The sequence below is a fragment of the Phormidesmis sp. 146-33 genome (assembly GCF_052939515.1).
Map to the genome: position 1 here is coordinate 20,696 of NZ_JBJPHU010000076.1, position 13,045 is coordinate 33,740.

General features: G+C 46.3%; 12 protein-coding genes. 5 read left to right on the top strand and 7 right to left on the bottom strand.

Annotation, left to right across the window (positions count from 1 at the left end; translation table 11 throughout):
- Positions 1 to 66: 66 nt before the first annotated feature.
- A complete protein-coding gene (locus ACJ2PR_RS24315; RefSeq protein ID WP_446878877.1) occupies positions 67 to 2,085 on the bottom strand; it encodes an NAD(P)H-quinone oxidoreductase subunit 5 in 2,019 nt (672 codons plus the stop codon).
- A gap of 62 nt (positions 2,086 to 2,147) precedes the next feature.
- On the opposite strand from ACJ2PR_RS24315, the gene ACJ2PR_RS24320 reads away from it, so the two are divergent.
- Entirely contained in the window at positions 2,148 to 2,282 is a 135-nt protein-coding gene (locus ACJ2PR_RS24320) for a hypothetical protein (protein ID WP_446878878.1), read from the top strand.
- 163 nt (positions 2,283 to 2,445) lie between these two features.
- On the opposite strand, the gene ACJ2PR_RS24325 is transcribed toward ACJ2PR_RS24320, so the two are convergent.
- The 6 genes from ACJ2PR_RS24325 to ACJ2PR_RS24350 all read right to left on the bottom strand — a co-directional run bounded on the left by ACJ2PR_RS24325 (position 2,446) and on the right by ACJ2PR_RS24350 (position 7,887).
- On the bottom strand, positions 2,446 to 3,327 hold the full coding sequence (locus tag ACJ2PR_RS24325; RefSeq protein ID WP_446878879.1) for a hypothetical protein: 882 nt from the start codon (positions 3,325 to 3,327) through the stop codon (positions 2,446 to 2,448).
- A gap of 68 nt (positions 3,328 to 3,395) precedes the next feature.
- Positions 3,396 to 3,863: an FHA domain-containing protein gene (locus ACJ2PR_RS24330; RefSeq protein ID WP_446857842.1), complete on the bottom strand. Its 468-nt coding sequence runs from the start codon at positions 3,861 to 3,863 to the stop codon at positions 3,396 to 3,398.
- Between the two features lie 97 nt (positions 3,864 to 3,960).
- Positions 3,961 to 5,247: a hypothetical protein gene (locus ACJ2PR_RS24335; RefSeq protein WP_446878880.1), complete on the bottom strand. Its 1,287-nt coding sequence runs from the start codon at positions 5,245 to 5,247 to the stop codon at positions 3,961 to 3,963.
- An 89-nt stretch (positions 5,248 to 5,336) separates the two neighbouring features.
- Positions 5,337 to 6,572: a proton extrusion protein PcxA gene (locus ACJ2PR_RS24340; RefSeq protein ID WP_446878881.1), complete on the bottom strand. Its 1,236-nt coding sequence runs from the start codon at positions 6,570 to 6,572 to the stop codon at positions 5,337 to 5,339.
- A gap of 156 nt (positions 6,573 to 6,728) precedes the next feature.
- Positions 6,729 to 7,028, bottom strand: coding sequence for a 2Fe-2S iron-sulfur cluster-binding protein (locus tag ACJ2PR_RS24345; protein ID WP_446857845.1), 300 nt, complete (start codon positions 7,026 to 7,028; stop codon positions 6,729 to 6,731).
- A gap of 28 nt (positions 7,029 to 7,056) precedes the next feature.
- Positions 7,057 to 7,887 carry a carbonic anhydrase gene (locus ACJ2PR_RS24350; protein ID WP_446878882.1) on the bottom strand — a complete coding sequence of 277 codons (831 nt, stop codon included), beginning with the start codon at positions 7,885 to 7,887 and terminating at the stop codon, positions 7,057 to 7,059.
- A gap of 693 nt (positions 7,888 to 8,580) precedes the next feature.
- On the opposite strand from ACJ2PR_RS24350, the gene ACJ2PR_RS24355 reads away from it, so the two are divergent.
- The 4 genes from ACJ2PR_RS24355 to ACJ2PR_RS24370 all read left to right on the top strand — a co-directional run.
- Positions 8,581 to 9,690: a bestrophin family protein gene (locus ACJ2PR_RS24355; RefSeq protein WP_446878883.1), complete on the top strand. Its 1,110-nt coding sequence runs from the start codon at positions 8,581 to 8,583 to the stop codon at positions 9,688 to 9,690.
- Between the two features lie 682 nt (positions 9,691 to 10,372).
- The gene (locus ACJ2PR_RS24360) at positions 10,373 to 10,663 is read left to right on the top strand and encodes a Mo-dependent nitrogenase C-terminal domain-containing protein (protein ID WP_446878884.1); all 291 of its coding nucleotides are present in this window, start codon (positions 10,373 to 10,375) and stop codon (positions 10,661 to 10,663) included.
- A 159-nt stretch (positions 10,664 to 10,822) separates the two neighbouring features.
- Positions 10,823 to 12,157 carry a tetratricopeptide repeat protein gene (locus ACJ2PR_RS24365; RefSeq protein WP_446878885.1) on the top strand — a complete coding sequence of 445 codons (1,335 nt, stop codon included), beginning with the start codon at positions 10,823 to 10,825 and terminating at the stop codon, positions 12,155 to 12,157.
- A gap of 694 nt (positions 12,158 to 12,851) precedes the next feature.
- Positions 12,852 to 13,045 (top strand): hypothetical protein (locus ACJ2PR_RS24370; protein ID WP_446878886.1); only part of this gene is annotated, 194 nt, incomplete at its 3' end.

Below are 13,045 nucleotides of genomic sequence, written 5' to 3' on the forward strand. Positions count from 1 at the left end.
ACTTTAAACACTCCAAGACAGTGGATTGATTTTGTTTAGTCAATGTTCCGCCAAGCAGCCTACTCATCAACTCACACTTGATAGCAACACTAGCCCCAACACTGTGCCAAAAACAAGTAGTACATAGAGTTGAGCGCGACCGCTCTCCAAATACTTTAAGCCTTCGCCTAGAACTAAAGTGACTAAACCTGTCAGATTGACGAATCCATCCACTACTGTGCGATCGACTTCTCTCACCTGCTGGGCAAGGCGACGACTGCTCTGAACAAACACCACATCATACAAATCGTCGATGTACCATTTATGCAAAGAGAGCAAATAGAGCGGTCGAATTCGATGTGCGATCGCACCTGGATCAATTTCGTGCTTGAGATACATCAGGAGGGCAAGAATAATGCCAAGTAGCGCGATCGCGACCGAGGTTCCTGCTATCAACAGAAACTCATTCAGATCAACAACATTCATTCGCTCAATCAAAGCAGGCAACGCTTGATCTGAGGAATCTAGGAAGGCTTTAAAGTAGTTGGCAAACGGAGTGCCTACTAGCCCGATCAGTTGGGAGGGGATTGCTAGAATCACTAATGGCAACACCATTGTCAACGGTGACTCATGGGGGTACTCGCGATGGTTGTTATGCTGGTCAGGAGAGCCATCAGACTGTTGAGGCTTTTTAGTCTGGAGCTGCTGACGAATGGCATAATTGTGTCCGCGAAACTCCCCTTCAAACGTTGAGAGATACATACGGAACATATAGAAGGCGGTGATTCCTGCTGTCAGCCAGCCGATCGCCCACAGAAGCGGATTTACAGCAAAGGCAGCCCCCAGAATTTCATCTTTTGACCAAAACCCAGCAAACGGTGGAATTCCAGCAATGGCGAGGGTGCCAATTAGAAAAGTAGTCGCTGTGACGGGCATGTATTTTCTCAATCCACCCATCAGGCGCATATCTTGCGCTAAAGCAGGGTCATGTCCGACTACAGATTCCATCCCATGAATCACAGAACCTGACCCAAGAAACAGCATTGCCTTGAAGTAAGCGTGAGTCATCAGGTGAAACAATCCGGCACTATAAGCGCCTACTCCCATCGCCATGATCATGTAGCCCAACTGAGACATGGTGGAGTACGCCAAGCCTTTTTTGATGTCGTTTTGAGTGATGGCGATCGTCGCTCCCAAAAATGCCGTGAATGCCCCTGTCCAAGCAATCACATTCATTGCAGCAGGCAGATCTTCAAAGACGGGAAACATTCGCGCAACTAAGAAAACTCCGGCAGCGACCATCGTTGCTGCATGGATCAGCGCAGAAATCGGAGTCGGGCCTTCCATCGCATCGGGCAACCAGACATGTAATGGAAACTGAGCAGATTTGGCAACGGGGCCAAGAAAAACTAGAATCGCAAACAGGGAAGCTAAACCAACGCTAAGAGAACCAGATTGAATCAATGCCTGTAAGCGATCGCTAATCACCTCAAACTCAAAGCTGCCTGTTGTCCAATACAGGGCTAAAATTCCTAACAGCAAACCAAAATCGCCAACTCGGTTAGTAACAAACGCTTTTTGAGAAGCTGCCGCTGCTGCCTTACGTTCATACCAAAATCCGATCAGCAGATAAGAACACATGCCGACCAGTTCCCAAAAAATGTAAATCTGCACCAAGTTCGGACTGATCACCAACCCCAGCATTGAGGAGCTAAATAGGCTCAGATAAACATAGAAACGAACATAGCTCGGATCATGCGCCATGTAGCCATCCGTGTAAATCATCACCAAGAACGCTACAGTGGTCACGATCGTTAGCATCATTGCTGCCAGGTGGTCGATCGTGTAGCCGATTTTTAGATGAAAACTTCCAGCAGTTGCCCACTCAAATCCGTCGATGTAAGAGGCATGTCCCTGAATCTGACTCCACAGTAAGGACATAGACATTAGCATCGCGGCTCCAACCAGAGACATGATGAAAACGGCACTTTCTCGACGAAGACGATTTGTTGTTTTGTTAAAGGTAATTAAACCCAAACCAATCAACGCCGCTCCAGCTAAAGGCAGTACCGGAATTAGCCAGACATACTGATATAGTAGTTCCATGATTCATGCCTGCTCCATATTGTCTACAATCAACCAGCTTGAGACATCACTTAAAAAACCCGATGTTTCCATTAAGCTATCCTCACCGAGGTAACAAACCTGGGGCGGAGCAGAATCGACCCAAGATTAGTTCCATCTGTTTTATGGCTGCCTCATCCCACATTGCGGCTGTTTACTGGATTGGGCGATCGCCATGAGCTTATCGTCGATCGCTCTCTGCAACAAGTAAAATGGAGGTATGTAACATATAAACTATGAGTGTATAAAGATGAGGTGTAAACATAAAAAACACCCTTCGAGAACTTCTAAAGGGTGCTAAATAGGGTTTTGAGACAGAATGATAGTTAGTTGTGAATCACATCACTCGTTCATTCCTCGGTAGGTCGCAACGGTTGACGGGGACATCCGGCTCATGTATCGGAAGATCCAATATTTTAATACCGTATCCATGATCACCGGAACCGTCGCAATAAACAGAGAAATCATGCTGACATTGGCGGCAACGCCTAAGTGATTCGCTATTCCCTCCAGCAACACTTCCCAGCCGTGAGGCGAGTGGAAGCCGACAAAAATATCCGTCATCAAAATCAGGATAAACGCTTTGGCACTGTCGCTCAGACCAAACACCAAATCATCCATAAACGACTTGAAGACAGCGATTTGGGGGCGGCTCATCAGCAAAACTAGCACAAAGGATGCCGTGGCGATCATGTCTGCAAACACGTTACTCACAGCATTTCTGCTTTTTCCACGAAACTGTTCAGCAATCTCGATCGCTTTCTCCTGAACTAGCTTTTCTCGTTCTTCTGCTGCTTGCTCAGGTGTTTTCGTGGGTTCTGTCGTTGCCTTTTCTGATTTAACTTCTGATGGCTCAGGCTTTTCCAGGTTCGATTCTGATGGTTCGGCTGGTTTTTCTGTTTTAATTTCTGATGGTTCAGGTGTCTTTTCTGGCTTTGATTCTCCTACTAGGGGTGGACTGACGTGAATGAGCGCGTCAAATTTGAGACTTTCTTCATAAGTTTGTAGCTCTTTGAAGGCTTCCTCTTTCATTTCTGAATTGAGAAACACTTGAGCCGACTCTTCTCCACTCATACGATCGACGATCGGGCGAACAAGAAAATGCTTGGATAGCTGCTGAGTCAACAAAGGCACCAAGATCAGAGTCAGTAGAAACTGAACGGCCATTGTAGTCTTGGCTCTGGAGGTGCGAAACTTTTTCAGAACTTCTTCTTCTCTTGACATGAAGCTTAACTCTCGTGGGGTGCAGAGGTAAAAAAATTAGAAATAACCCAGAAAACTTGTGGAGAAGGCTAGGGATGGAAAAGTTGGTCAAGTGAGAGACTGTCTACTGGAAGATAGAGATAAGCGATCGCAACTAACGATGTCAAAACTCCTACTACCGCCAAAAATCGTGCCGATGTACGAGTAAAAGCAACGATCGAGTTACTAGCGCCATTGCTCGACTTAGCGGCTGTCACCGTTAGGACAAAATCACCAATGCGAATCGTGTCATTGAGTTTTAGAGGAAAGTTCTGATTGGTTTGAGCGTCTTCTTCGTTGACCATCGAGCCGCTAGTACTGCCGAGATCAGAAAAATAATACTGTCCTGCCTGGTTAAAGATGCGGGCATGGACACGGCTCACATCAGAACTGTTTAACATCAGGTCGCATTTTGCGTTTCGACCAATCAGCCCTCCGCCTTGAGCCAAAGCTTTAGAAGTAAAAATCTTTTCCTGAGATTCGCCTGTTTGGTGATCGAATATTTTGAGCGTGATCATGGTTGTATAGTTCCCTGTGTTAGTTAGATGTGTGAAGTGGTTAGTGCCAACAAATCACTGTCTTCTGGTCACCGTCTTCTGGGTTAGCTAGTCAGATTCAATCGTGGTTTGAATTGCTTTTAATTCGCGGTTGTCCGTCTTTTGAAGGAGTCTTGCTGGGGGGATTGATCTGCGTTTGATCGTCTTGCAAAACACGCTTCTGGATGGCTCCAAATGAAGTTGGCTCTTCGCGAGAAGACGCTTTTGGTAAGTATCTAACCTGTGTTTGATCTTCGGTTGAGGTCGGCTTCTGCATGGGTCTGAATGTAGTATGCTCCTCTGGCATCTTTTTTGCTATCAAAGGTTGATCGATGTGTTGAGTCTGCGATCGCGTGCCTAAAATAACTTCCTGCGTTCTAGTGGGTGGTTGCTTTTCAGGTAAGGATGTTTCAAGAGAGTGTTTAACTTGAGGCGGCTCTTGATGTTGAGTCTCATGTTGTCCTTCGCGTGGCTCCTTATGCTGAACAAGGTCTTGAACAGGCTCCTGCGCGACAATCGATACCGTTGCCTCCTGTGATGGGGGTTGGATCTGCGATCGTTTGTCCTCTAGTGGGAGTAATCCTGTCATTTCCTGTGCGGGAAGAGAGCTTTGAGAAGGCTGAAGCCGCGATCGCTCCTCCTCGACAAGAGGTTTCTGTATTGGTCTTAATCCGGTGAGATCTTCTAGTTGAGGCGCATGATACAAACCACTCACCTGCGATCGCTCCTCTCCTGGCAGATGTCCCACTGCTCTAAACCTGGTTGATTCTTCTAGTGGTGGCGTTTTGGGAGTGTGTTTAATCGGTGGCTCCTCGTCCGGAAGAAAGGTTTCGATAGGACTGGACTCTGTTGGTGTTAGCGCCTTAAGGGGCGACGTAGAGGGAAGTGCTTTGGGGAACGGCCCAATCTGGGTCTGTTCCTTGTCGGGAAGACGGTTGCGAATCGGGTTAAACTCCGTCCGCTCCTCTACTGGGAGCGCTTGATCGCCAGAGCCAATGCGCGATCGACTTCGCACGGCTCCAAACGATCGCGGACTTGCAGAAGTTTTTGAAAAGCGTCTCAGGACAGCCATAGAAATTTGCTGACACACTTCATAGCTCAGACTCAACACACGCATTAGAGAAGCAAAAGGAAGCGAGTCGCTGACAGGCTGGTTTTTAAGTGCATCCGCAACCTGATCTTTTGAAACTTCCCTCGACTCCGTAAACAATCGCAGAATCACCAGGACACTCAGCAGGATAAACACCCAAAACAGGATGATCCGCAAAAAATGCACTGCACTGGTGCCCAAAAAGATAGAACCGAGCAAGACTAGCCCACAACCTGCTAGCGCCCAAAGAACAAACCGTACACGTTTCTCAGGCATTTTTGAACTCATGGATTGACTCCCAAACCTTTGCACTAGTAATTAGACTGAGGCATTTCTAGCAGGGTGACGATTTGCTGGTCGGTGTGCTACTCATTCATCTGTTTGAGCGTGGCCACTGTTGAAGGTGACATACGGCTCAGATATCGAAAAATCCAGTACTTAAAGATGGTATCCATCACAACTGGAACCGTCGCAATGAAGAGCGAGATCATACTGTGATTGGCAGCAACGCCCAGGTGGTTTGCCATTCCCTCTAATAGCACTTCCCATCCGTGGGGTGAGTGAAATCCCACAAAGATATCAGTCATCAAAATGATGGAGAAAGCCTTTGTAGTGTCGCTGAGACCATACACCAGTTCATCCATCAATGACTTGACAACCACAATCTCTTTTTGGCTCATTAAGAGGATCAGGGCAAAGGCTCCCAGAGCAATCAAGTCAGCAAACACATTGCTAATGGCATTCTTGCTTCTTTGTCGAAACTGTTCGGCAATCTCGTCTGCCTTCTGTTCGACTCTTTTTTCCTGCTCCGCTTCTGAAAGTCGAGGGCTGGACTTGATCAGCGCTGAAAACTTCAGACTTTCCTCAAAGCTTTGTAGCTCCCTGAATGCTTCCTCTTCCATTTCAGAGTTGATGAAAATCTGGGCTGTCTCTCCACCACTGACACGCTCGACGATCGGACTGACGATCACTTGCTTCGTCACGATCTGAGTCAATAGAGGAACCAGCGCCAACACTAAGAGAAATCGCACCGAAATAGCGGTTTTCTCCTGGTCGCTGCGAAACTTCTTGATAACTTCTGCTTCTGATTTGGGATTTAGCTCTTCTTTGATCCGATTGAAGGTGTTTCCGATCGAGCGCGGCAGCAACCCTGTTTTTTCTACCGAGCTTCTCGCAGTAGAGGTATTGGCTGGCTCTATCTGAAAGGTTGCCGTTGTGGAGATCCGCGTTGCAGAAGTTGGCAAGAGTGCAGATGAAGGAACCTTCGTCGCTGTGTATCTGGCTAACACCCGATCGATGACGCTCAACTTTTCTTGTTGGCTATCACTCAGCGATTCAAAGATCACGCTGCTCGTCTTAAATTCTGAAAGCTTTAGTCTGGCAACACTCAGATTTTTTTCAAGCTCTGCCTTCAAAAAGGCCGCTGCATGACCTTCGTAAGCTTCGATGGAAGCGCTATCACCACTAAAGTACTGGGTTTCGAGTAGTTCAATTTGCTGAACGGACTGGTAAGCACGATTTAAGGCGCGATCGGGTGTATTGAGAAAGCGATCGCTAGAAGCTTGCACATACTCCTTAAGCTTTGCCAATGTAGAAGTCATGATCCCCTCCGGTGAGCAGATGCGATTCTTAGTTTTGTTGGGTAGTGCAGAGTTAGTTAGCAAACCAAAAGGTAGAGCGGCACCCATTGAATTGTCAAAGTAGAGTCGTTGAGAAATGAACGTTTAACGAGCGTTTAACTTCCAGAACATTCAATTCTAGTACAGCGTACTTTCTTGATGAGTGAGCAGAGTACAGTCAGACGTGGGGCGAGCGACACAAAGCAATACATACCCATTTTCGATCTGCTCATCATCCAGAAAAGACTGATCCGACTGATCAACTTTTCCTTCCTTCAACATGCCAGCACAGGTCGAGCAAGCACCTGCCCGACAGGAATAAGGGAGGTCAACATCTTGTTCCCCAGCCGCATCTAAAATGTACTCGCCTTCAGGAACGTCAACCGTCACATCTAACCCCTCATCCGGGTTAATTAGTCTAACTTTGTAGGTTGCCATACAGTGATTCTCAGGGATAAAAGATCATTCAAGCAGATAGCTGTTGCTGAACTCTAGATAGCTCAGACACAGTCTCGATCGGGAGGCGAGGCGTTACTTCTTGAGATGCACCTTCATCATTTTGCCCAGTTATATCTGGGTCGATGGCTTTGAGGGAATGGAACTCACAAGCAACCGGGGGCGCACTGGTCTTAACAAAAGGCTTTCCGGTTTGCCCGTCCATCTCGTCGTCAGCAATCTGGCTCTGAGGATGCACATAAGTATGGGTAACGGGATCATAAGCTAACACTTCGCCCGTCTCGATTTGGTAGACCCAACCATAGATATGTAGCTTACCCTGATACAGTCTGGAGTGGACTAGTGGATAAGTCTTCAAGTTTTCGATTTGAGTTAGCACATTCTCTGCTACCGCAACTTCCAACATTTCTTCATCGCTGTGGTTGGTGTAGCTGTCTTTGACTAGTCTGCGAGTGCCTTCTGCATGTTTGAGCCAATCATAGACGAGAGGCATGTCTTCTTGAAGCTTATTGAGATGTAGCAGTCCTTTCATTGCCCCACAGTGCGTGTGACCACAGACGATGATTTGCTCAATTCCCAGAGCGTGAATGGCATACTCGATCGTGGCTCCTTCGCCCCCATTGGTTGCTCCATAGGGTGGGATAATGTTTCCGGCATTGCGAACAATAAACAGTTCACCGATCTCTGTTTGAGTCACCAGGTTAGGGTCAATCCGGGAGTCAGAACAGGTGATAAACATGACTCTAGGCTTTTGTGCCTGAGAAAGCTGTGCTAACAGTTCCCGATGAGCAGGAACATAAGTCTTCCGAAATTCCTGCAAACCTTCAATTAGTTTTTTCATTGGTTTAGCCCCGTCTGAGCAGTGTTCTTTGAGAAAAGTAATGCGGATGTTTGGTGAGCAGTAACGCTATCCGCATTACCCGGCTTTTGAAGCGTGAACTAGACATCACATTAAACAAACGACAGTGACAAACTGGGGACAGAACTGTGACAAAGCCGGGAGTAGACAGTTCTTTTAGGCTGAGATCCTGGATTGAGGAACTTTGAATCTTCTCACCCAGAGTCGCGGATTGAGAGCAAATTGGGTAAACTCTCTTTTTTGCCTCGACTTTGTTACGTTCTCTCACTTATAGTTTTTATTAATGCAAATCATCATCTAATAAAAGATGAATTGTCCTATGACAGTCGATCATCTTGTTGACTTGAGCAAGCCATAAAAATTTAATGGCTCGATCGCCATCAGATCGCAAAGGTCAGTGATTGCAACAACTCAAGAAATAGACTTTTGTTTCCACAACGAAGGCGAGGGGTGTATGGCAATCCTGTAGAGTCTAACAGAATTAGCCCCTCAGAAATTCGCGACTCGATCGAAGTAAATGCGGACATCCATTTTTCGTGATGAACGGCTTGCCTTCTTAAACACTCATCACAAGAAGCTGTCAGGCTTCTATGCAGTTCAACAACACACGAGATTGGTATGAGTGCCCACGCGAGTAATACTGCTCGAAACTTGTAGGAATCCAGAGGTTTGAAGATGACTAAAGCAAGGAATTTGATGCACCGTTTTCAGAAGCGATCGACCAACTCCAACCATGTTCCCTTAAAAGAAAGACAGGGAAAAAGCCCTGTTCCAAAACGCAAATCTCGGCAAAAACTGGTTTCATTGCGATCCTTTCAAGAAAAGTTTTCGCGCTACACAGGTGAAAAACTCACTGGGCTGCAAGTGCTGTTTCGACTAGGAGACACTGTGCTTCATGCAATTCTTCCCTGGGTGTTACTGTGCGCTGGGTATGGTGCACTCACTTCTTTACTACATCAGCTTGGCTATCTCTCTGCTGTCCATGAAAATAAGGCGTTGCCCCATGTTGCTGTAGCACTGAATATTGCTTTAAGTTTGTTGTTGGTCTTTCGCACAAATGCAGCCCACGAGCGATTTTGGGAAGGACGAAAGTTGTGGGGGTCTATGGTGAATACGGTTCGCAATTGTGCCCGCAGCATTTGGATCAGTGTGGAAGAGCGACTGCCGCACGATCGCACCCAAAAAGAAGACTCGATGCGGTTAGTTGCTGCTTTTGCTGTAGCGATGAAACTGCATCTGCGGCGTGATCCGATGAGCTTAAACGACGAATTAGCACCTTTGATGTCACTACCTCAATATCGCAGACTTCAGGAGGTAAATCATGGCCCTCTAGAGATTGCGTTCTGGCTTGAGGACTATGTGCAGCAGCAGTATGAACATCGACAGATTAACGGGTTTCAGCTCCAGGATTTGCATAAAATGCTCAATGACCTGGTAGATATTCTGGGTGGGTGTGAACGGATTTTGAAGACACCTGTGCCTTTGGCGTATACAATGACGCTTAAGATATTGCTAGTAGCGTATTTCATCATTGTACCTCTAGAATTGGTCGATAATTTACACTGGTGGGTTAGCCCAGCCACGGCTTTCATCAGTTTAATTTTCCTGTCTATTCAGGAGGTGAGTTCTGAAATCGAGGAGCCTTTTGGACATGATCCGAACGATTTGCCTCTAGACTTTATCTGCGACACCATTAAACGCAATGTTGAAGATTTGATCCAGCACGCTCCTTCTTCTCGCAACATTGTTGAATGGCCCAGGGCATCATCCAGCATTGTCAACTAAATAGACGATAAGCTGTTGGTTGACTAACAAAACTCGAACCGCCCTCACCCCAACCCCTCTCCCAGGACAGGCGAGGGGCTTTCAAATCTAAATTTTTCTGAAGTCCCTTCTCCCACTGGGGGCGAAGGGATTTAGGGATGAGGGGGAAAGATTTGTCAGTCAACCAGCGGTAAGCTGTTAACCCTCTAGATTGTAGGTGCCGTACCTCTACAATTTACAGAACATTGTCGCAAAAGACGGATTGGAAGAACCGTTGGAGCCACTTCAGCATTCAGGAACATCCCCGATCGTCGGTTTCTGCTCCCTTCAACATTATCTCCAGTTTGTCACTTTTTCATCCCCGACCTGTCACTTGACGAGACTTAGAATTGCAGACAGGTAGAGCAATTTCAGCAAACCCAAAGAGGTTCCCGTGAGCAGTCAAGAGCCACTAGGCAGTAAACGGGATTCGTTATAACCTGCGGCATATGACTACCTCCGCCGCTCGCCTGGCTGTAGAAGGCGTACAGTCTGGCAGGTTACTTGGGTGAGGCTGGAAGTCGAAGTGGTCGGGCGGATGTAAAGTTAGGGCTACTCCGTCCACCGCCACTCCGGCAGTCAACCCCTTGAAGATTCGCTTGTTTTTTAGACCTTCGCTAGTTTCAGAGCGAGACTAGCCTCACAGTTGCAAGGAGCTTACATCATGCATGTTACACTACCTCACCACAGCATTACGCTTCTCTCTAGTTCAATTCGTCAACGGCTCGATCGCACTGAGATTCATAATCCTAGAGTCGCCAACTGGCTGTGCAAATTGATTCCGTCGCAGTGTCCATTTGCCCGTGACATCACGCTTTGGGGCGATCGCGTGCTACTACACATTCCACCATTGTGCAAACTCAATCCCTTTTACGATGAGTTGATGGGCTTAAGATTTCGAGCGCTATCTTATCTAGCGGATGAGTGTCATCAAGATATTACAAGCTACATCTAACTCAATTCATTGACTCAGTAGAGACAAATCGGATGTCAAATATGAGGTCTGAGGGCTGGGTGATGGAGAACACACTCAGTCCTTTTTCTTGGCACTTTTTCTGGATGATGAAACAATCTCTGGGAGCATTTCAACTGCTACCCTGTTGGGGAAAACAAGATGCTGAAAGATAGCAAAGGACTTGACATTACAACAGATTCACGAGAAGCGGTCAGCGCAATTAACGGCTTTATTGATTGCTCACTTCGATATGGACGGGATGCAGAAGTATTGATTCTTCAAGCAGTCAAAGCTGATCCTACTTGCGCGATCGCAAATGCTTATGTGGCTGCCTACTACCTTTCTCAAGAAAGTTTCACGGCACGAGGACAGACAGTTTTCTATCTCAAAGTCGCTACACAGAACTTGGGTCGGGTGAGTGAGCGAGAGCGACTTTATATCAATGCGATCGCTGCCTGGGCAAAAGGAGCCATCTGTCAGGCAATCGACTATCACGAAACGATCGCTCAACAGTTTCCTCAAGATCTCATCTCAGTCCAGCAAGGACAATATCACTACTTTTATCAGGGTAACGAATTAGGTTTACTTCAAATTGCTGAAACCGTGTTGCCTGAAAATCAGGAAGACTCCTACTTACTCAGCATGGTTGCATTTGGCTTAGAGCAGTGCGGTCGATTGCCCCAGGCAGAGGAACTAGGACGACGGGCAGTTGTTCTAAACCGTGACAATCCCTGGGCACATCATGCAGTAGCTCATATCATGGAAGCCGAAGGACGAGTAGACGAGGGCATTGTTTGGATGGAAGGTCTAGCCCCTACCTGGGAAAACTGCAACTCTATGCTGTATACCCACAATTGGCTCCATATAGCGCTTTTCTATCTGACAAAGGTCGATTTGCAAATGGTCATTGCGCTCTACCACCACAAAATTTGGAATCGCGCTCAGAAAGACTCTCCCAAAGATCAAGTGACTGCGATTTCGCTGCTAGTAAGACTAGAGATCATGTTAGTGCGGCTAGAAATGAGAAGAGACGCTGTAGAAGATTTTTGGAAAGAGCTAGTCCCTTACTTGCTGCCACGCATTCACGAACACACATTGCCTCTCCATGATTTGCACTATGTGTATGCGTTGGCGAGAACGGGGCAGGTTGAGCAGGTTAACGAAATGTTGGCGAGTATGGCAAATCATGCTCAAAAGCTTGAATCACGTCAGCGAGGATTGTGGACTGAGATCATTATTCCTGCTGCCGAAGGAATGGCTGCTCACGCAAGCAGAGATATGCATGGCACGATCGCTTATTTCAAGCCTATCTTGTCATCTCTTTGGGCGATCGGGGGTAGCTCGACTCAACGGCATCTGTTTAAGCAGATCTACCTGGATGCTCTACAACGAAATCAGCAGCAGGATGACTTTTCACATCGTTTCTTCATAAGCGTTGAAAAACTGCTCCACCGTAAGAAGAATGCTACTTTGCGCTCAGACAACTGGAACTAAGAAACTAGTAGATATTAGACTTTCTGCATAGGCTTTCTACATTTCTACATTAGTACCTCTCTGACAAATCTTTTTGGGTAGGTTGGGCTGAATCTGTCCAAACTCAATGTTTGAGAAGTTTCTGTTGGGTTTCGCTTTGCTCAACACCAACCTACGGAAAATGGGGTTTTAGGAGTTTTGTTTACCAACCAGGCATTAGTACTTGTAGTGAGTACTTGTAGTGAGTTAATTTGCAACTAGTCGTTTGTATGAAGTCAGTTGCAGTTGCAGATGGGTTTGTCTTCTAGTCTTTAGCAAGATTTTATTGTGTTGAATGAAGTTTTCTATCTCTCACTTTACCCTAAGAGGATTTTAAAAATCGTGTATGAAATAGCGAAGTCGTTTTCTAAACTTTTCAAACATTTCCTAGTTTAATAATCAATTTTGTTTGATCTAAAAACATATTTAGTAGACGCTTTTTTTGTAATTTGCATCATCTGATTAAAGCTTCATACCTTGATTTGGGTCGATCGCTTAAGAATTTCCGGGAATGTAAGACTTGCTATGTAGGAACCTATCAGTTAGCTAAATGGTGCATTCTCCTCTAAAGCTAAAGGGTCAGGTTATTACATTAGAGTGAGGACTCGTAGGAAATACGGACAACTCAACATCAATCTGGCTACCTACTATTCTCTAGAAGTTTTTTAGTAAAGATATGAAGTTTCTCTCTGCTAGAAGAAGGCTCCGTAGCATTTTACAAGGATCTGTCTGTCTGATGGGCTGGGTGACTTGCCAGGTGCCTCCAGTTCAGGCTGCTACTGTCAATTCAGCAAAGATTACACAGATCCTGGACGGCCCTCACGTTTTTATTCAAAATCGGCAAGTCAAGGTAAACGCAACCGCGAGTCG